Source organism: Bacteroidota bacterium, from assembly GCA_018692315.1.
Lineage (GTDB): Bacteria > Bacteroidota > Bacteroidia > Bacteroidales > JABHKC01 > JABHKC01.
Genome location: JABHKC010000233.1, coordinates 35406 through 56819 on the forward strand (window position 1 = coordinate 35406; position 21414 = coordinate 56819).

Annotated in this window: 17 protein-coding genes and 1 tRNA gene; 7 read left to right on the plus strand and 11 right to left on the minus strand. The window is 31.0% G+C overall.

The features are described from left to right. Positions 1-5 precede the first annotated feature (5 nt). Positions 6-76 (minus strand) — tRNA-Cys (locus tag HN894_17155). A gap of 185 nt (positions 77-261) precedes the next feature. On the opposite strand from HN894_17155, the gene HN894_17160 reads away from it, so the two are divergent. Together HN894_17160 and mutL are read left to right on the plus strand one after the other, a co-directional pair. After that, positions 262-549 (plus strand): hypothetical protein, encoded by a 288-nt coding sequence (locus HN894_17160; protein ID MBT7145053.1) that lies wholly within the window; start codon positions 262-264, stop codon positions 547-549. A gap of 8 nt (positions 550-557) precedes the next feature. After that, a complete protein-coding gene (gene mutL / locus HN894_17165; protein ID MBT7145054.1) occupies positions 558-2408 on the plus strand; it encodes a DNA mismatch repair endonuclease MutL in 1851 nt (616 codons plus the stop codon). Here mutL and HN894_17170 read toward each other — a convergent pair. The 10 genes from HN894_17170 to dut all read right to left on the minus strand — a co-directional run bounded on the left by HN894_17170 (position 2405) and on the right by dut (position 15350). Beyond that, positions 2405-4978: a T9SS type A sorting domain-containing protein gene (locus tag HN894_17170; protein ID MBT7145055.1), complete on the minus strand. Its 2574-nt coding sequence runs from the start codon at positions 4976-4978 to the stop codon at positions 2405-2407. The genes mutL and HN894_17170 overlap by 4 nt on opposite strands. Positions 4979-5048: 70 nt before the next feature. Next, the gene (locus tag HN894_17175; protein ID MBT7145056.1) at positions 5049-5435 is read right to left on the minus strand and encodes a response regulator; all 387 of its coding nucleotides are present in this window, start codon (positions 5433-5435) and stop codon (positions 5049-5051) included. A 199-nt stretch (positions 5436-5634) separates the two neighbouring features. After that, positions 5635-6051: an rRNA maturation RNase YbeY gene (gene ybeY, locus HN894_17180; GenBank protein ID MBT7145057.1), complete on the minus strand. Its 417-nt coding sequence runs from the start codon at positions 6049-6051 to the stop codon at positions 5635-5637. Between the two features lie 4 nt (positions 6052-6055). Then, complete coding sequence (locus HN894_17185; GenBank protein MBT7145058.1) at positions 6056-6457, minus strand: ATP-binding protein; 402 nt, start codon at positions 6455-6457, stop codon at positions 6056-6058. Beyond that, the gene (locus HN894_17190; GenBank protein MBT7145059.1) at positions 6458-9769 is read right to left on the minus strand and encodes a hypothetical protein; all 3312 of its coding nucleotides are present in this window, start codon (positions 9767-9769) and stop codon (positions 6458-6460) included. Between the two features lie 55 nt (positions 9770-9824). Then, complete coding sequence (locus HN894_17195) at positions 9825-11066, minus strand: peptidoglycan DD-metalloendopeptidase family protein (GenBank protein ID MBT7145060.1); 1242 nt, start codon at positions 11064-11066, stop codon at positions 9825-9827. 6 nt (positions 11067-11072) lie between these two features. Next, positions 11073-11909 (minus strand): DUF4292 domain-containing protein, encoded by an 837-nt coding sequence (locus tag HN894_17200; protein ID MBT7145061.1) that lies wholly within the window; start codon positions 11907-11909, stop codon positions 11073-11075. Positions 11910-11919: 10 nt separating this feature from the next. Further along, positions 11920-13665: a tetratricopeptide repeat protein gene (locus tag HN894_17205; protein MBT7145062.1), complete on the minus strand. Its 1746-nt coding sequence runs from the start codon at positions 13663-13665 to the stop codon at positions 11920-11922. Between the two features lie 159 nt (positions 13666-13824). Then, positions 13825-14829: a nucleotidyltransferase gene (locus HN894_17210; protein MBT7145063.1), complete on the minus strand. Its 1005-nt coding sequence runs from the start codon at positions 14827-14829 to the stop codon at positions 13825-13827. 86 nt (positions 14830-14915) lie between these two features. Further along, complete coding sequence (gene dut, locus HN894_17215) at positions 14916-15350, minus strand: dUTP diphosphatase (GenBank protein ID MBT7145064.1); 435 nt, start codon at positions 15348-15350, stop codon at positions 14916-14918. A gap of 218 nt (positions 15351-15568) precedes the next feature. Between dut and HN894_17220 the strand changes: the two genes are divergently transcribed. The 5 genes from HN894_17220 to HN894_17240 all read left to right on the plus strand — a co-directional run bounded on the left by HN894_17220 (position 15569) and on the right by HN894_17240 (position 21405). Beyond that, positions 15569-16261: a response regulator transcription factor gene (locus HN894_17220; protein MBT7145065.1), complete on the plus strand. Its 693-nt coding sequence runs from the start codon at positions 15569-15571 to the stop codon at positions 16259-16261. A gap of 100 nt (positions 16262-16361) precedes the next feature. Continuing rightward, on the plus strand, positions 16362-16769 hold the full coding sequence (locus HN894_17225; protein ID MBT7145066.1) for an RNA-binding S4 domain-containing protein: 408 nt from the start codon (positions 16362-16364) through the stop codon (positions 16767-16769). Between the two features lie 164 nt (positions 16770-16933). Beyond that, complete coding sequence (locus tag HN894_17230; protein ID MBT7145067.1) at positions 16934-18994, plus strand: T9SS type A sorting domain-containing protein; 2061 nt, start codon at positions 16934-16936, stop codon at positions 18992-18994. A gap of 94 nt (positions 18995-19088) precedes the next feature. Next, a complete protein-coding gene (locus tag HN894_17235; protein MBT7145068.1) occupies positions 19089-19604 on the plus strand; it encodes a TlpA family protein disulfide reductase in 516 nt (171 codons plus the stop codon). A 97-nt stretch (positions 19605-19701) separates the two neighbouring features. Further along, positions 19702-21405, plus strand: a complete 1704-nt coding sequence (locus HN894_17240) for a hypothetical protein (GenBank protein MBT7145069.1) — start codon at positions 19702-19704, stop codon at positions 21403-21405. Positions 21406-21414: the final 9 nt, after the last annotated feature.

Here is a 21414-nt window from a genome sequence, read left to right on the forward strand (position 1 = left end):
AAAAGAGGTCGCGAGCGGATTCGAACCGCTGTAAAAGGTTTTGCAGACCTCCGCCTAACCACTCGGCAACGCGACCAAAAATTAATGAGTGCAAAGATAAATATTATTTCAATTTATCAAGAGAATAAAAAAATATTTTTCTTCAATTTAAACTCTACTAAATCATAAACAGACAATAACAAATTTTTGCAAATTCAATCAAAGATTTAATGAAATATTATGGAAAAAGAATAGTTTTGTAAGAAATAAATAAAGTGAATTATGGGAGTACCACGACTATTCAGATTGCCTGGCTATAAGAAATTTAGTTTCTTTCCAAGATATTACGATGCTCAAAAAGAAGAACTTCAGGATAGAGTAAGAAATATAAAGAACGAATTAGAAAAGAATGATAAAAAAACCGATGAAAGAGCTCCAATAATTAAAGGGCAAATGAGAGAATATTTTCATAGAGCAAATACCGCAAAAATAAAACGACAATCGAATATCAGGCTAATTGTGATTATTGCTGTTCTATTCATTGTTTTATATTATTTGCTATATTTTTAATTTATCGAATGTCAGATATAATAAATTTATTGCCTGATTCGGTTGCAAATCAGATTGCTGCAGGCGAAGTTATTCAACGACCGGCTTCGGTTGTAAAAGAATTGATAGAAAACTCTATTGATTCCGGAGCCACAGAAATTAAAGTCAATATTAAAGATGCAGGAAAAACCCTGATACAAGTGATTGACAATGGTTGCGGAATGTCTGAAACTGATTGTAGGATGGCTTTTGAGCGTCATGCAACATCAAAAATAAAAAGTGCAAATGACCTTTTCGAAATCCGCACTATGGGATTTCGGGGAGAAGCACTTGCGTCAATAGCTGCCATTGCCAGAGTTGAGCTAAAAACAAAACTTTTTGACGATGAACTTGGAACACACATAATTATAAGTGGATCGAATGTAGAAAATCAGAATATTATAAGTTGCCCAAATGGCTCGAACTTCATAATTAAAAATTTGTTTTATAATGTTCCTGCACGCCGAAAATTTCTAAAAAAAGACACAACAGAATTTTTTCATATCATCAACGAATTTAAGAGAGTAGCTTTAAGCAATCCCGAAATCTCGTTCAGCTTAATTCACAACGAAAATACAATTTATAATCTACCTTCATCGAATAGAAAACTTAGGATTTCAAATATTTTTGGAAAATCGATAAGCCAGCATTTACTTTCAATAAATACTCAATCTGACATCTTAAAAATATCAGGATTTATTGGGGCACCAAAACTGGCAAAAAAGAATTTTGGCGACCAATTTTTCTTTGCTAATAACAGATTTATGAGACATACTTACTTTCATAAGGCTGTTGTTATTGCTTTCGAAAATATTATCTCTTCAGAATTAATTCCCTCATATTTTTTATTTTTAGAGATAGATCCTGCGGAAATTGATATAAACATTCACCCAACAAAAACTGAAATAAAATTTGAAGACGAATCAAGTATTTGGCAGATTATTCGACTTGTTGTGAAAGAAGCACTGGGAAAATTTAATATAGTTCCAACACTCGATTTTAGCACTGAAAATCCAATAAATATTCCAATTTTAAATCAAAATAGCAATTTGCAGCCCCCATCAGTGGAGGTAAATTCTGCATATAATCCTTTCAAAAATGAGAAGATGGAAATGCAAGGAAAATTTGCACCATCAGGCTCACAAAAACAAAATACTGCAAACTGGGAAAAACTATACGATGGAGTAGAAAAAGATTTCGACATGAACCTAAGGCCTGCCGAAACTCATTCTCAAACCAAAATAGATACTTCTAATAAGATCCAAATTAATAGAAATACTATTCAAATAAAAAATAAATATATTCTGATTTCTGTAAAATCGGGATTAATGATAATTGACCAAAAAAGAGCTCATGAAAGAATTTATTATGAATATTTTCAAAATATTTTCAACAAAAAAAACTTTACAATTCAAAAACTTCTTTTCCCAAAAACAATAGAGTTATCACCAGATAATTATGAGATATTCAACGAAATATATTTATCAATAAATTCACTCGGTTTTAATATAGAATTCAAAGAAAAAAATAATATTTGCATAAATGGCGTACCTTCGGTTTTTGAAATTCAGGAACCGGAAGAATTCATAAACTTACTCATCGAAAATTATAAAGAGGCAGAACATGATATTGCTGAAAAAATTACAGATAGCGTAGTAATTTCACTCGCAAAAACGGCAGCAATAAACTATGGCACACCACTTTCTTCCGAAGAAATGAATAATATTGTTGATAGACTTTTTGCATGCAAACTGCCAAATTATTCGCCTGGTGGAAAAATAATTATTTCGATATTAAAAATCGAAGATATAGAAAATAGATTTGAAAATATGAAAGCTTAGAGATGCAATATTTTCTTCACAAATATTTCGTTTTTTAAGCTTAATTTTGAGAAATAAACACCACCGGATACTTTAACATTTTGCCCATCGGTGCAATCCCATTCTATCGAATGAACACCCTTTTCTTTAAATTCTTGCAACAGAGTTTTTATATGTTCACCACTAATATTGTAAATTTCCAATTTTACAAAACAGGCGTTTTCATTTGTAAAAACTATTGATGTTTTTTCAGCAAACGGATTTGGGAAATTTTGCTCAAGTTTTCCAACAAATTTTTGTACTTGCAATTTGTTAGTAGTTTCAACATTTAGTGAAGTTTTAGTATAAGTATTATTGTCTGAAACTCTAATATTTATATTCCAATTCTTATTGTTAATAATTGGCATGAAACTAATTAAACCAGAACCAGACATTTCAATTTCGTTTGGGAACTCTGGCGGAATGAATCTTAGCGAATAATTTTCAGGTATTTTACATATGTTTGAACAATCTGATATATGATAATGTTTTTCGTCTCCATTCGAGATTCCCGAATACCAATAATGATTTTCAATTATCGAATTTGTTGAATCGCTGTCAGAAATTTCGTCGTAATAAAATTCTATCACACCCGAAGGATACAATTTTACAGCAAAATTTACCAAAGTCTTAAGTGGATTTATTTCGGTGGACATCTGCCATCTGAAACAGGCAACATTTTCATTTCCTTCATACCAAACTGCATCGCCTTGCGTAGGAATAATCCGCAAATTGCTGCCAAAAGGTGCAATAACTTTATTTATTGCAAGCGAACTCGCCGTATTGTTATAGTATGGAATTATATCAGTTAAATTAAAAATAATTGTTCCTTCGGTCGTAACGATTACACTATCATACGAATTTTGAAAGAACGGAAAACTAAAATCTAATTCTTGAAAAACTGCACCTGAAATTAAATTACTGAATGCAAGCTCCTTGCCATCAATATTTGGAAAAGAATGCTGAAAACTTTCCTGTTCGTAAGACAAATCTAAAGTCCATGAATATGGAATATTTCCTCCTTCGGCAAATAATTGAAAATAATATTGTTCAAAAACCTGTGCCTCAGGCAATTCTATGGTTTCAATTTTTATGCAACCAGAATTTTTCCTATATGGCATACTGATTTTAGTTAGATTATTATTTATTATTTCAACCGATTTTTCAATAAAATTGCTTTTTTTATTTTCCTGATAATCAATAAGATTAGCCGCAAATATTTTACCTTCCGATATACTATCTACGTCTTTTTCGTATATCAAAGTAAAAATTTTCAAATCTTTATCTGCTTCCATTTCATCTAATAAAAATGAAATATCAAGCCCAATTTCGATATGCTTTGACCATGCCTCATTAAATCCTTGCATCGAATTTGAGCCTCCCTGAAAATTAAATATTGGGAATTCAAATATTTCATCTGGTTTGTCGCTCTTAAGATTGTAACTAAAACCAGTGGCAATTTTAATCATATTTCTCTGCTCATGTTCAAGTTGCAAGTCTAAAGTTAGTTTTGGTTCATAGTTTGTTTTGGGTTGTAAAATGTGGACTGCATTATTCCAAATTCCACCATCATCCAAAGATTCTGCCAATAGTTTATACATGAAATATGCTTTCCCAGAATCTGCCCATGAAGCTCCGTAGCTGTTAGCAAATAAAACTCCTCCAATTTCCCAGTCTTTCATATCAAGGATGCTATCGCCATTTAAATCAATATTATTTGAAAAAATACCATCATTGTTGTAATCAAATCTTATCGAATCATTGTATCCAACAATTGTCATTGCATGTGATATTGTGCTACTCCACCTGGTTATTACCCACTTGCCAGCCTCATGAGTTCCTTCGGGCAATTGATTTATTTGGCTTGGCCAGATTGTGGATGAGTAAAAATTTGCAAGACCACCAAAATTCGAGCTGTCAAAATGATTAAATAGCCAATGTTTCAATACATTCAATCCATCCTCTGAACTTACATCTATTGCATAGAAATCCTGAACTCTATTTTTCATTGAACGATGGTATTTATCGTATCCAGACATCCACATGGTATGACTTGTAAAATCGTCTTCGAAATCGGCATAAAAATCATTGTAGTTTGGGCTTCCAAACTGTTTCAGAATATTCCAGCTATCGAAATAACTAACTCCTATGCTACTTGAAATTCCTTGATTTAAAAAATTGAAGGTAAAATCTGGGGGATATTGATTTTCACTTTCTTTTGAACTTAAGTCTCGAAGCAAATTTATTTCGTACGTAAAAGTGTATCCTACACCACTTTGTTGCCCACAGTTCCAAAATTCTTGATTCCTGATTGGTGGGAAAAAACTATTTAAAGAATTGTCAAGTTTGTATGGAAAATGATTAGTATCAAAACTTTTCGTAGAATAAGGATAAGCAATTTCTTTTAGCTTTTCGTATCTATATAAAGATTGTAGGAAGTTTTTGTTGTCTGAACTTTGGCTATAATTTTGAGAGAAAACTATTTTTACTGAAAAGAAAAATAAGATGAAAACCACAATTTTTAGAATTCTAATCAAGGCAATTTCTCTCACAATAAAAATCTAATTAAAAAAAGAAATTATATATTAAATTTCTGCTTTAACAATTGAGTATTTGCTTTTGCTATATATATTTGCTTATACTCGTTAATAAATGATTCAGCCTAATAGGTTTTGTTAGAAAATCGTTGCAACCGGCTTTGTAGCAATTAGCTTCTGCATTTATGAGTAGATGAGCTGTTTGAGCAATAATTGGGACATCTTTCCGAAAGCTTCTAATCTGACGACTTGCTTCGTAGCCATCCATTTCTGGCAATTGTAAGTCCATCAAAATCACATCAATATCTTTGTTTTTTTTACAGATATCTACAGCTTCTATACCATTAAAAGCATATATCAATTTTGCTTGAGTTTTCCGTAAAGCGGCTTCAAAAAAAATATTGTTAATATCAATATCTTCAACAATTAATATTGTTTTATCAGACCATTCAAATAGATTAGCATTTTTCATTACGATAATCATTAAATTCTCAACAAATATATAACAATATTAATTGAAAAGTAGAATTAAAAACTTAAAGTCAAATTCTATAACTATAAGTAATTATAAACTAATAATAAAAGGTATGATTTTTTTTGCTTTGTAAATTGCATCTGTAAAAAAGCATATCAGGATTTACGGCTTGTCGAAGAAAATTACAGATCAGCTATTAGGGCAATATTTCGAGATAAAAATCTTCTTTTTGCGTCATAATTTCTTTCTCTTCATCGGTTTTGTCATCATATTTTAACAGATGCAAAACACCATGCAGTGCAACTCTTGAAAGTTCGTTTTGGAAAGACACCGAATATTTTTCCGCATTTTCTTTTACTCTGTCTAAACTAATAAAAATGTCGGCAGAAATTTCGCTTCCTTCAGAATAATTGAAAGTTATCACGTCAGTGAAATAGTTGTGGTTGAGATGTTTTTTGTTTAGCTCTAAAAGATATTTATCGGAACAAAAAATATAATTTATTTCGGCTATAATGCTGTTTTCATTAATTACAACTTTACTTATCCAATCTTTAAGAAATTCAAAATCAGTAAAATCAAAATTCGTTTCTTCATTAAAAAAATTGACAGACAATGTTTTAATTTAATTTAAATTTGATTTCAATTTTCCTTCCTTCATCAAAAAATTTCAAGTCGTCTGAAAGATGTTTCATTAAAAATACACCACGACCATGAGGCTTTTCAATATTTTCTGGTGAGGTTGGATCCGGAATTCTATTAAAATTAAATCCTGTTCCTTCATCTACTATAGTAAAAACTAAAAAGTTATCGTCGGTAAAAGAGCTTAAAACAACCATTTTAGAACCATCTAATTTGTTACCATGGAATATCGCATTGTTCACTCCTTCGATTATGCTAACCTGAATTTTCCCGTATATTTCATCGCTAATATTTAATTCAGTAGAAATATCATCAATTAACTTTTCAACGAGGCAAAGGTTCTTAACTTCCGACAGGAATTCAATTTTCTTTCTCATCAACTAATTTTCATTTAATTTGACTAAATACTCTTTGTATTTTTTGTTGTAATAATTTATCAATTTTATATTTGACGTCTTCAATATTTCATTAAATTGCAAATTTACATCTTTATACTTAAATATCTCCTCTGGGTTACTAAAAATATTTTCATTTCCTTCTTTCGATTCTCTTTTCTTTTCAATTTCTCTTTGATACTCGGAATTTTCTGCATCGAGCAATCGAGTCAATATAAGCTCTTGTCGTTTAAGAGTTTGAGGAGTAATATTTTTGTTTATTAAGTCGTTTTCTGTTTGGTCGATTAGCTTTTTTATCTCGTTCATAATTTTTTTTGTTCCAGACTTAAGCGACTGATTCTTTGCCATTTCGCTCATCATTTTCTGAAATATTTCTTGCTGAGCGAGCATTCTTGCCAATTGTTTATTCATTCCGTTTTTGTCTGGTTTTCCTTTGCCGTCCTTTTTTTTCATCTGGTCTATCAAACTCTGAAGCTGAGATTTCAATGATTCTTGCATTCCCTGCATTTGTTTCATTGACGGTTTTCCTTTTCCTTCTTTCTGGCATTGTTGCTGTCCTTGCATATCCATCGACATTTGGTTTTGCATAGATTTTAAAGCTTCTGCTAAAAGCAATGCTAAATTGTTGGCCGAAGTCATCACGAATTGTTGCTTAATACTTGCCGGACCTTTTTTTCTATCCTCAATTAATAGATTTGTTTTCGACAGATTTTTTTCAATAGAAAGCAATTCTCTATTTATTGTACTACTCAGCTGAGGTGTACGTTTTGCCAAGGCATAGAGCGAATCTTTGATAATCGTAAAATCGTCGGCAATTTTGTTTTGACTACCAATTAGGTCGATATATAGTGGATCTTTGTCGCTAATCTTTTTTGTGATTTTTAACAATTCTTCCTGATCGAATGAAAAATTTATCAAATTGTCTAAAATTTGTCGCAAATTATCCATGTCCTCCATTGCTTGTTGTTGCTTGTTAGAATTTAGCATTTGTTGCATAGATTGCGACATTTCTGAAAGTTGCTCGGAATTTTTTTTCTGATTTCCTGAAGCTTTTTTTGATTTTCCTTTTTGGAGATTTTCCGATCCTTTTTGAAACTCTTCATTAATATCTTGGATTTCCTGATCGAGATTTTCCATTTTCATCGGATTTTTTAACTCATCGTTTAATTCTTGAGTTTTTTTAATCTCTTCAGTTAGCTTTTCAAATTTTTCTGATTGTTCATTTTGCTTTTTTTGCAGTTCGCTATTTTCCGATTTTTTATCTTTTGTTTCTTCAGAAAGCTCTTCTTGTTCTTTGGCAAGTTCGTTTAGATCTTCGATGTTTTTCTCTACTTTTTGTTCAACTTCAAATTCTTTAAGCATCTCAAGATTTCTGTCTAATTGCTCCATTAAATCGTCAAAAGACATTTCCAAATCGTCTGAAAGTTGGTTGAATTTGTCTTCATTAAATTTCTCCTGAAGTTTATTTAGTTCATCCATCAATTCTTTTAGTTCATCAGTCATTAGATTTTCCAGAAGATCTTCAATTTGTTGTTGCTTGTCAAGAATTTCCTGTTCTTCTTCAGAAAAAGAGTTTAAAACATCATTTTTAAGTTCGTTTTCATCGGCAATTTCTTGCATTAGCTCTTCGAGCTTGCTCTGATTTTTCATTATCTCTTCAACCATTTGAGTTTTTTCCCAAGTGGTTGAATTTTCATTTATGTTTTTTTCTTTTAGCTGTTTGATGTCTTTTTTTAGTTTTTCAGCCAATTTCATACTTTCGTCAATTTTTGCAAAAATATTTTTATTAGCATCGTCCGAAAGTTTTTGCAATTCTTCTTCAGAAGGGATCGAATATTCGTAGGTTCTTGTGCGGCTTGATTTGCTTCCTAAAACAGCATCGTTGTCCCAAACCATAAAATAATATTCAATTTTATCTTCGTTACTGATATTCAGCTTTGCAAAATCGATAGAGTAATAAAATTCCTGAATAGTTAGATTTTTACTTATCGGGATATTAACAATCGAATCGTTTTCCTCATTTTTTGAAAATACAAAAGATAAATTTTTAAATCCATAATCATCATCAATATTTCCTTTAAAATAAAAGACTGATGGTTTAATAGAATCAACTATTGAGGCAACTTGAATATTTGGGTATAAATCAGGAATCACATTTACAAAATATTTGACAATTTCTTTCTTTATATAGAAGGAATTTGAAATTGTTAATGCGTATTTTTTGCTTTCAAGGAATTTTTTCTCAAATTTGAATTCATCATTAGAAAAATCTGCTGGTTTTTTCTCATTCTCAAAAATAAAAAACAACGAGTCTATATCAATAGTTTTAAAATTCCAAATAATCTTAGAACCAAATGGAACAGTAAGATCGCCCACATTATTCAATATTCTGTTAGGCTCTTGAGTATATGTAGGTGAATTTATTGAAACGACAAAATCGAGAATAACCGGTGCCGGTAAAACTTCAATTGTATAATTCTGTGAGTGATAATTATCTGCATTGAAGAAAAATTCTAATGAGTTGTTCAAATTTCTGAATTTATATGAAAATTCAGAATTGTCTATTTTCTTCATTATGAAGGAATTACTTCCAAAGCTGATAAATATTTTTTTTGGGACATATTCTCCCTCAATTTTTGCAAAAATTTCAATATCGCCACCTTTTTCAGCAAATAGAGAATCATTTTTCAATATAAATTTGAAAGGTACTTTTGGTTCGTAATAAGTGTCATGATTGACAATTCGTTCGGCACCTTCTGTTAGTAGAGCTGGCGAAATTATAAAAATTGCTGCAAAAACAATTGCAATCAGACCAATATATTTGAAGTAGGAAAAGTTTCTCTTGAAATTGATTGCTCGTCTGAAGGGGATTGGTTTTATTTGCTCAATTCTTTGATCTATACTTGCATAAACCAATTGTTGCGAATATGAATTTTCTTCAGCAATATTCGCTAATTCTAAAGTATTCAGCAATTTATCTTGTATATCGGAAAAATGATTCGATATAATTCTCGAAGCTTGTTTGTGCGAAATTGTTTTTCCAATTTTAAAAAACGATAGAATTGGAACTAAGATGAACCAGATGAAAATTATTGAAAAAACCGACAGCAAACTATAAAAAATACCGGTTCGAATGCCTATAGAAAAGTGCCCGTAATATTCAGAAATACTTACACTTATATAAAAAACCAAATACAATATAAGCGACAATAACAGACCTCTAATTACCTGATTAACATAATATTTACGTATAAACTTATCAAGTTTTGAAAGTAATATTTTATATTCTTCGTTCATTAATTTTGCAATATTAAATTTAGATTACAAAAAGCCAGTAGCAATTTTCAATTTTTCATGTTTTTGAAATCCAATATTTGGGATTCAATTTTGAATTATTTTTCCATATTTCAAAATGAACTTCCGTTGTATTTTCTTTTTTTTCGGTACTAATTACACCTATTGTCTGTTTGGTAGAGATTTTATCTCCGGAACTCACAATTACATCTTTCAAATTAGAATATACGCTAAGATAATTTCCATGACGTATGATAACTGCCTGATTTCCATCGGGTGTCATAAAAACCTTACTTACAGTTCCGTTGAAAATTGCACGAACTATTGAACCTTCAGTTGTGCTGATGTCAATTCCATTGTTCCGTATTTTTATTCCACTCAAAACCGGATGCGGATGCTCACCAAAAACACCTGTTATAACTCCTCGCTCGGTAGGCCATGGTAAATGTCCTTTGTTTTTTCCAAAATTATCGGAAATTAATTTGTCTTCTGGCGTAAGTGCAAAATTTGATTTTCCTGAAGAATTTCCTTTTGAGGCTGCCAACCTGGCTCTTTCAGCAGCTTTACGTGCCTCTTCTGCAATAATTTTTTCAATTTCTAATTGAAGTTTGTGCGCAACCAGTTCTTTCTCTTTTATCTTGCTTTTAAGGTCTTTTTCTTGAGACTTTAGCTGATTCAAAACCGTTGATTGTTCTTGCTTTTCGCCATAGAGTTTGTCTTTAACGTCTTCTGTTTCATATATTAGAGTTTGCTTTTTATTTTTTTTTGCCTCCAAAACATTGATTTTTTCGTTCAACTCGTTTTGCATGGCTATGATAGTGTCTGCCTGCGACTTTCGGTATTTCGTGTAATACTGGAAATATTTTATTCTTTTATATGCCTGATTTATATCTTCTGCCGACAAGATAAAAGCCAATTTATCATAAGAATTAGAATTTTGATAGGCATAGTAAATCATTTTTGCATAATTCTCCTTAATCGAATTAAGTTCCTTTTCAAACGTTTCAATTAATTCACCATTGTTTTCGATTTCGCTTTCAATAAATCCAATTTCTTTATTGATGGTTGATATTTGATTTTTTCTGCTATTGATTTTTGTATTAAGGAGTTTCAGTTTATTTAATGAACTGGATTTATTCTTTTTAGTTTGTTTTAAAAGTTTGTTGGTATAGTCAATTTCCTTTTGATTTTTCTGTTTTTTCTTTTCAAGATCCTGTCTGTTTTGGGCGAATAGATTGTCTGGAAGTGCAAAAAATACAGCAAATATTAGAGCAAAAAAATAGATAGTGCGAGCTTTCATTTCTTATTAATAAATGCGTTTATATTTTTTTGAAATTTTAAAAGGAAATCTCATTTTTTTATCGACCACAACTTTTGAATACTTTAACGAAAAATCCATCGAATTGCTTTCATTACTGATATTTAGGTTTATCAATTTTGGAAAAAGTAATTTATTAACTTTTTGAAATTCGTTATAATCAATATTCATTTTCTTCTTTTCAAAATTATCTGCTATTGATATTTTTGTTATTTTATTCAACTGCCTATCAATAAATATTTCTTGAAGGATTTTTGATCCTTCAATCGAAGCTAAGACCTGATTATTCGCATCAATTGGAATTTTAACACAAACAATATTACTATCTGTTTCTTCGAAAATCATATTTTTATGAATACTATTGATTTCTGTATCATCGTACTGGAAATACTTGTTCAGCAAAATTGATTGAAGTAGAAAAAAGTCAATTTGTATTTTATAATTTCTATTAAAATACTCGTAATCGCCTATATAATAGGTAGAATTTATTTTGTCAATAATTTTTACAGAATCGCGGCTTAAAACAATTCGAGCCAGCTCTATGCCTATTCCAGGATTGACTGAAATCCAAATTAGGCTATCTTTTTGAATTTTGATAGTTCCTTTTATCCCAATTTTCGATTCATCGTTTATCAATTTTCCTGAAAATTTCAAAAACAAATTATTGAAAGGAATCTGAGCTGAATTTACTTCTTTAACTATCAAAAGTGCTTTGGATGGAGTTTCCGGAATTTCAAACAAATGCTTCTGCAATTTGCATGATGAGGCAGAACCTATAATTAAGATTATAAGAAAAATATTTGCTATTTGTTTAAATTTACTCACACTTCAAATTTTACTCAATAAATATCCCTTCTTCCATTTTTTTTTGCAAAAGCTCTGATCCTTTACCTGTTTCAACAGCATTTTTCCATTGTTGTTTTGCCTTATCTTTTTGCCCGTTTTTGTAGAGAATATCGCCGTAGTGTTCAATAATTACGGCACTTTTATCTCCACTATTTAAAATAGCTTTTTCAATAATTTCTAATGCTTTTTCGAAATTTGCCATTTTAAATAAAATCCAGGCATATGTGTCGAGATATGTTGCATTGTTAGGCTCTGCTTCAATTGTCTGCCGGCTCATTTGCTCGGCTTTTTCAAGAAATTCTTCTCGTAAAGACAAATAGTAACTATAGTTATTTAATACTAAAATATTGTTTCCATCTATCTCTAAAAGCTTGTCGAAATATTCATCAGATTTCTTGTTTTCTTTGAAAATATGAAAAATCTCGCCAAGATAAAGATAGAACTGGACTTTTAGCTGCTTACTATCAGCCACTAAATCTAAGCCCATTTCTAAAACCTTTTTAGCTTCTTCGTATTTCTTAATTTCTTTTGCAGCAATTCCATTAAACAAATAGATTAATGGCTGATTAGGGAAATATTCCAATGCCTCTTTGCTATCTATGTACATGGTATCATAATTTGCCAATTGGCTTTCGATGAGTAATGTTTGTTCCCAAATCAAATAACTTTTTTTATCGATACTTAAAACTGTTCTATATTCTTTAAGTGCTTGTTCAAAATCCTTTTCAGAAACCAAAAAATCGGCATACACCGAGTGAACAACTGCATTGTTTTGATGAGTTTCGAGCAGAATATTTAATAAGGTATATTTTTTGTCGGAATTTGCAAATTCGTTTGATTCGCTTAAAAAATATAGAAGTGAAGTTACTTTTGCCATTACATTCAAATTCTCCGATTTAAATGCAAGTTCCAATTCTTTAAACCAATTTTCATAATCCTTTTTTAATCTATACAAATCTGCCAACGACAAATGAGCTATCGAATAATATGGATCAATTTCAAATATTTTTTTGAAAATTTCGAATGCTTCATAGTAATTTTTATCGGCAATATGTAGCTCTGCAATCTGCCCTAAATATTTGGTTTCCTTAGGATATAGTTCTACTAATTTTTCTATTTCGTCAATTGCCTTTTCGAATTTTCCATCCATGAAATAAATTGTTTCTTTTTGCAATGAAATCTGTTCAGAGATTCCATTTTTTTCTTCAATTTTATTCAGAATTTCTATTGCTTTTTTAGTTTTCCCAATCTTTGAATAAATGATAGCCAAATCAATATAATAGTCGGTTTCTTCAGGATTAGTCTTAATTAGATTTTTATATATATCAATTGCTTTAGTTATTTCATTGTTGTTCAAATATATATGCCCAAGCAAAAGTTGATACCAAATATTTGACGGATTTTTTTCAACAGCAAATTCTGCATATTTTTGAGCTCCTGAAAAATCTTGTTGATATACATGAATATTTGCAATTTCGTAATTCGCTAGAGCACTATTTGGTTTAATTTCTAAGCATCTCAAATATAATGACAAAGAATTCAGATAATCTCCGAGCATTTTATGTTTTGAAGCCTCTATCAACGAAAACCTAAATTCCTGCTCTTTCTTTTCAGTAAGAATTTGGTTTGAATCCTTAGCTTTTCCTGCTGGCTTCAATGTTGAACATGATGCCAACATTATCAAGGCCAGTAAAGATATGCAATACTTCAAACTTATTATATAATTATATTTCATGAAATTTTAGCGATTAGAAAAAGCGAAAAATTTACTCTCGAATTAGCACTTCAAAATTAAAATTGCTTAATGCAATAAACGATTAGTTTTGCATTTTCTTACAAATTTAGAATCAAGCAGCAAATTCATTGTATCAAAAACACCTACATAAATATTAGTTTAGTCGATAATTGTAGTAAAATCACCAATACTCATTTCCGGAACGTTTCCAACAATTTCTACTGAATTACCTATCATTGAGTTTTTTATATTAAAATCTTCAACTTTAGAATTTGATTGAATAATACCATTTCTAACAATTGAATTAATTATTTGTGAATTTTCTCCAACAGACAAATGAGGTCCAATTATAGAATTTTTTATTACTACATTTTTACCTATAAAACAAGGTTCTTTGATTAGTGAATTTTGAATATTTGCAGTATCAGAAATTAGGTTTTCGTTTTTATTTAGTTCAAGAATTCGCTGATTTGTATAAACTGTTGCATCTTTATTGCCGCAATCGAGCCATTCTTCAACTTCAGATGTTTTGAATTTTATATTATTATTCTTCATATTTTCCAAAGCATCGGTAAGCTGATACTCGCCATTCACAACAATATCATTATCGAATAGATACTTTAATTCTTTGCAAAAATTCTTGCCGTCTTTAAAATAATATATTCCAATAATTGCCAAATCGGAAATCTTATCTTTTGGTTTTTCAATAAAATCAGTAACAATATTTTCGTTGTTGGTTTTCACTACTCCAAACGAGCTTGGGTCGTCAACTTTTTTCACCCAAATTATTCCATCGCTACTACCATCCAAAATAAAATCTGCTTTTAGCAAAGTATCTGCATAAGCAACAATAACTTTTCCACAAAGGGATTCTTTTGCACAATAAATTGCATGAGCTGTGCCTAAAGCTTCAGTCTGATAATATATTTTAGAATCTGCCCCAATAGATTTGGCAATATTGTGAAGATGGTTTTCTACATCTTTTCCAAAATCGCCAATTACATATGCAATCTCTTCAATTTTTTCATTCAAATTTTTTCCTATCTCTTCAACCAATCGTTGAACTATTGGTTTTCCGGCAATAGGTATCAAAGGTTTCGGAATGGTGAGAGTGTGAGGTCTCATTCGTTTTCCCATTCCAGCCATTGGTATAATTATTTTCATTTAGAAGTTTTTAATATTAAGTTTATTTAAATAATTCTATGCAGAAATCAGCAAAATGCTGAGTTTATATCACTTTTAGAAGTGTACTAATTTTCCCCTGTATGTCCGAAACCCCCGGCACCTCTGCGAGATTGAACCAATGATTCAACTTCATCCCAAACCACAGTATCGTGTTTAGCAACTATCATTTGACAAATACGCTCTCCATCACTAATTTCTACCTCATTCTCAGACAAATTAATAATTATTACACCAACTTCACCTCTATAATCCGAATCAATGGTTCCCGGGCTATTCAAAACGCTCAAACCTTTTTTTATAGCTAAACCACTACGCGGTCTTATTTGCGCTTCGTAGCCAATAGGGATTTCGACAAAAATTCCAGTAGGAATAAGTTCCCTTTGCATAGGTTTTAACAATATAGGAGAATCAAGATTTGCTCTTAAATCCATGCCAGCAGAAAAATTTGTGCTATATTGTGGCAAATTATGTTTAGACTTATTAACGATTTTTACTTTCATTTACCTTTAATAAAATTTGCAAAAGTAGTGATAATATTTTTGTCATCAACTCAAGATGCTTACATTTGAATTGCAATTTATGTATCAAAATAGTTAAAAAATAAAATACTGAAAACTTAAAATGTTTTGCTTATCTTTATTCTCAATAAAATAATTGAAACATTATAAATGTTATAAAGTATTATATAATTAATTTAGAATAATAATATTTAATGAAAATGGATATAGAAAAAGCCAATATTTTATTAGTTGAAGACGATAAAAATTTAGGTTTCATCTTAAAAGATTATCTTGAAATGATTGGTTATTCAGTTAGTTTAGAAAATAATGGAGAAAAAGGATTTGAGGCATTTCGCATCAATCCATACGATGTTTGCATCTTAGATATTATGATGCCACTAAAAGATGGTTTCACCCTTGCAAAACAAATTAGAAGAAGAAGTAATATCCCCATTATTTTTGTTACTGCAAAATCAATGGACGAAGACAAAATTAAAGGATTTAAGATCGGAGCCGACGACTATCTAACAAAACCTTTTAGCACAGAAGAATTAAGCTTAAGAGTTGATGCTATATTAAGAAGGTATAAAAGTCCACATAATAATCCACTTTCTAAAGAATACAAAATTGGAAGTTTTACATTTAAATTTCTTGACCAATTGTTGGTTTGCGATTCCTTTGAAAAACGACTTACTAAAAGAGAATCTTCCTTATTGAAAATTTTAAGTGAAAATGTAAATAGTTTAGTAGAGAGAAAAACTATCTTGAAAAATATATGGGGAGAAGACGATTATTTTATGGGCAGAAGCATGGACGTTTATATTGCAAAACTTAGAAAATATCTAAAAACCGACAGCAATGTTTCCATAACTAATGTTCATGGCTCTGGTTTCAAACTGGTTGTTTCATAATAATTCGTAAAAATTCATTCTGATAAATAATCTAAATAAGACTGTTAACTTTTAAATTGTTATCCCGCTACGGCGGGATTATTTTTTTCAAAAAAAAGAAATGACCATAGAGAATAAAATTAGAATTGATAAATGGTTATGGGCAGTGCGAATTTTTAAAACTCGCAATCAGGCAGCCGAAGCCTGCAAAAAAGGACAAATTCAAATCAATAAAATTAGTGTAAAACCTTCGTATAGTATAAAACTTAATGATATAATTGAAGTAAGAAAAAATCCCATAATAAAAACATTCAAAGTTGTTGGATTGTTAGAAAAACGACAATCTGCAAAAATAGTGGTCGATTATGTCAAAGATTTGACTACAGAAGAAGAAATGCAGAAATTAAAGCAATCGAAAGATTCCTGGTATTATAACAGAGAAAAAGGTGCTGGCAGACCAACAAAAAAAGAACGAAGAATAATTGATAGTTTAAACCAAAATTTGTCGATCAACAACGACAATTTATGATAAATATCATAATAATAAATTGTTGATTTACTGCACATATATAACTATTTATTGGATTATTATCCTCAATTCTAATCTATTAATAAATTTTAACTAAAATATTTTATTATTCCGAAAATTAGTTTTTATATTTGCCCACTATTATTAACTAAATTTTAAGTGAAATGAAAAAATTCACATTATTATTCTCAATCTTTGCTATTTTAGGATTTTTCACCCTAAATGCACAAAGTATTTTGACAGAGGATTTTCAAGCAGGAACACAACCTGCGAATTGGGGACAAGTTACTTTAGCGACAGATGGAGGCTGGCTGTTTGGAGATGCAACTGCTATGAGTAGTGCATATTTTCCAATTCCCGATCATACAGTTTTTGCCTGTACAAATGATGATGAATGTGATTGCGACAAAAGCGATGATTTACTTTATACATCGACTCTTGATTTTAGTACTGCCACTTCTATTTTGATGCAATTTGACTATTTCTTTTATGCTGCGACATGGGATGTATCAACAGAAATTGCAACAATTAAAATTTCAACTGATGATGGAGTTACCTGGACAGATATTGAACTATTAGATGGAGTAGCGGACTGGACATCTCATACTATTGATCTTACTGCCTATGCTGGAAATTCAACCGTAAAAATTGGATTTCATTATAATGATGATGGGGGCTGGTTATATGGCTTTGCACTTGATAATTTGTCAATATTCCAACCTCTTCAATTTGACGCTAAAATACTTTCTTCTGACATGAGTCCATTTGTAATGACAGGAGATTATGACATTTCAGGAATGTTTGAAAACGCCGGAAGCGATGCTTTAACAAGCGTTGACGTAAATTATAGCATTGATGGTGGAACAGTTAATACATTTAATATGACCGGTTTAAATATTAATATGCTTGAAACTGAAGCATATTCTCATAATGTACAAGCAAATTTTCCAGCAACAGGATCCTATGAATTAACTATATGGCTTTCGAATCCAAATGGAAATGCTGACATGAATACCTCAAATGACTCTTTAACAATGACGGTTAATGTTTTAGATCAAATTGCTAATAGATTAGTTCTCATCGAACATTTTACCCAAGCTTCATGCGGACCATGTGCAAGTCAAAACCCTGCATTAGATGCTCTTATTTCTGATCCTCAAAATATTGACAGAGTTGTGCACATCGGTTACCACACAAGCTGGCCAGGTTATGATCCAATGTATGATTTTAATAATACTAATGGATTAGGAGATGCAAGAGTTGGTTATTATGGTGTATCTGGTGTTCCTGATTGCGTAATAGCAGGAAATCAAGGACAAGGCGCACCAAGTATAGTTTCTCAAGACAAAATTGATACTGAATATAATAGACCAGGATATTTCGAAATATCAGGACTAGCATATGCTGCAAACGGTGAATTAACTATCAATTTAACTTGTGAAGCATATGCAGATTTTACAACTGGAACTATAAAAGCTCATGTTGTTCTTGTAGAATACGTTAACTATAGTTCAGCCCCAGGATCTAATGGAGAAACATCTTTTCCAGATGTTATGAGGAAAATGTTCCCTGGAGAAACAGGAACAAACCTTAATAACCCAACAAGTGGAACTATATCTAATTTAGATTTTACATATACAATTCAAACTCCTATTGATATTAACAATTGTCATTTAGTAGTATTTGTCCAAAACGATTCTGATAAAGATATTTATATGGCAACAAAAATTGAGATTGGCAGTTGTTCTATGACTTTAGACGTTGTTTCAACTAATGTAACTACTCCAGGTGGAGCAGATGGAACTGCTACAGTTACTGCTAACAACGGAACTGCACCTTACACTTATCTTTGGGATGATGCTAATGCACAAACAACTGAAACTGCAACTGGCCTATCAGAAGGAACATACAATGTTACAGTAACAGATGCTGAGAATTGCATAACAGTAGTCTCAGTTGATGTATTAGATTTAACTTTCATTAATGAAGTGAATGGAAAAGAAATTGGAATTTATCCAAACCCAACTAAAGGTAAATTAAACATTACTAATGTAGAAAATACAAGTGTTTATATTTATAATGTTCTCGGAGACGAAATTTACAGTAATCAAAACCCAAATAGTTTCAATACTGTTGACATCTCTCAATATGCAAACGGAACTTATATTGTGAAAATTATTGCAGAAAATGGTGTTTATACAAAACCAATTTTCTTGAATAAATAAAATTTAATGTCTAAATAATAAAAATCAGCAATTTGACACAATAATTTGTCATTTTGCTGATTTTTTTATTTATATAAACTAAAGAAATTTAATTATGAAAAAATTATTGCTTTCAGGAATACTATCTGTGTTCTTTCTTTTTTGTTTTTCACAAAACCAAAAAGCTCAAATTCCATCGGTAGAGGTAAAAACTTTAGAATTAAAAACATTTAATACTTCAGAAATTTCAAACGATAAAAAACCAATAGTGCTAAGTTTTTGGGCAACATGGTGCAAACCATGCATAAAAGAATTGGATGCCATTGCCGAAAATTATGAAGACTGGCAAGAAGAAACAGGCGTGAAAGTCGTTGCCATTTCCATTGACAACTCACGAAGCATGGGACGAGTATCACCTTTTGTAAACGGCAAAGATTGGGATTACGAAGTATATTTAGACCCAAACGGCGATTTCAAACGAGCAATGAATGTTGTAAACGTTCCTCACACTTTTCTTATTGATGAAAATGGAAAAATTGTATGGCAACACACAACCTATGCCGATGGCGACGAAGAAGAACTTTACGAACTAATTAAAAAACTGGCAGCAGGAGAAGAAATAAAACACTAATCGAAATACTTTTTCATAACGATTTACAAAGTATTTCAAAAATGGCTGGCACAATAATCCATTTCGATTCAGACTATTTTAATAAAAATGAAAACCTATGAAACAAATTCATTACATAATACTTATAATTCTCTGTCTTTCTATACAAAAATTAAATGCCCAAAACAATCAAGGGCAACTAAGTGGAAATTTTCAATTAGACGCTCAGACATATACTGAAGATATAGATATAGGAGCAGCAGCAGCTCCTGAAAAATTGCTTTCAAATTCTTATGCAAACTTTAATTTCATTAAAGGAAACTTTTCCGCAGGACTTCGATTTGAAGGATATTTGAACACTCTTCAAGGTTTCGACCAAAATATAAATGCAGTTGGAATACCATATAAATATTTGACATATAAAGCGGGCGACCTCGAAGTAACAGTCGGAAATTATTACGAACAATTTGGCAATGGACTCATTTTTCGCTCCTATGAAGAAAAAGCCATAGACATTGACAATGCAATGGAGGGCATCCGCCTGAAATACAACCCACACAAAGGAGTTTATATAAAAGGTTTCGTTGGCAAACAAAGAGACCATTTTGAAGTGGACGAAAGTGGATTTTCAAAACTAATAAACAGCGGCTTGGTTAGAGGAATTGATGGCGAATTATTTGTAAACGAAATATTTAACTCACTTTCCGAAAATAAAACCCAAATAATTCTGGGAGGAAGTTTTGTAAGCAAATTTCAGGAAGGCGATTCATACACACAATCCATTAACGATACCACCATTAGAATATACAAATTACCGGAAAACGTGGGCGCCTATGCCGGAAGAATTAGTCTGTTGCGAGCTGGGTTCAATCTTTCCGGAGAATATGCTTATAAAATTGCTGATCCTTCTGGAGAAAATCACAATATTTATCGTCATGGCGAAGCATTTCTGATAAATGCAACATACTCAACAAAAGGTTTAGGAATATTCCTAACTGCAAAAAGAGTTGATAATATGGCTTTCCGCTCCGACAGAAGCGCCCAACTTAATAGCCTTAATATGAATAACTTACCGACAATCACAAAAAATCACACCTACAGTCTGGCTGCTATGTATCCTTATGCAACTCAGCCTAATGGCGAAATTGGTTTTCAGGGAGAAATTATTTATAAATTAAAAAAGAAATCTACCCTTGGCGGGAAATATGGCACAAACATTTCAGTAAATTTTTCGCAAGCAAACAGTATTGAAAAAACCCAAATTGATGAAAATACAGCTATAGATCAAGAATGGACAGATGGTTATAATTCCGATTTTTTTGCCATTGGTAACGAAAAATACTTCCAAGATTTTAATATAGAAATCAATAAAAAAATCAGTAAAAAATGGAAGGCTCTTTTCACCTATCAAAATCTATTATACAATTATAATATCATTAGAGGAACTTCCGGTCATGAAGATGTAAAAGCCAATATTTTTATTGCTGATATTACTTTTAAACCAAAGAAAAAACATGCTATAAGAGTTGAATTTCAGAGCCTTACAACCAAACAAGATAAAGGCGATTGGGCAATGGGACTTATCGAATATTCAATTTCTCCACATTGGTTTTTTACAGTTATCGACCAATATAATTATGGAAATCCAGAAGAAGACAAACAGTTTCACTACTACTCGGCATCTATTGCATTTAATAGGAATGCCAACCGATTTCAAATTGGCTACGGAAAACAACGAGAAGGAATTATGTGTGTTGGAGGCGTTTGTCGTGCAGTACCAGCTTCCAACGGATTGACACTTTCAATTACAAGTAGTTTTTGATATTCGAAA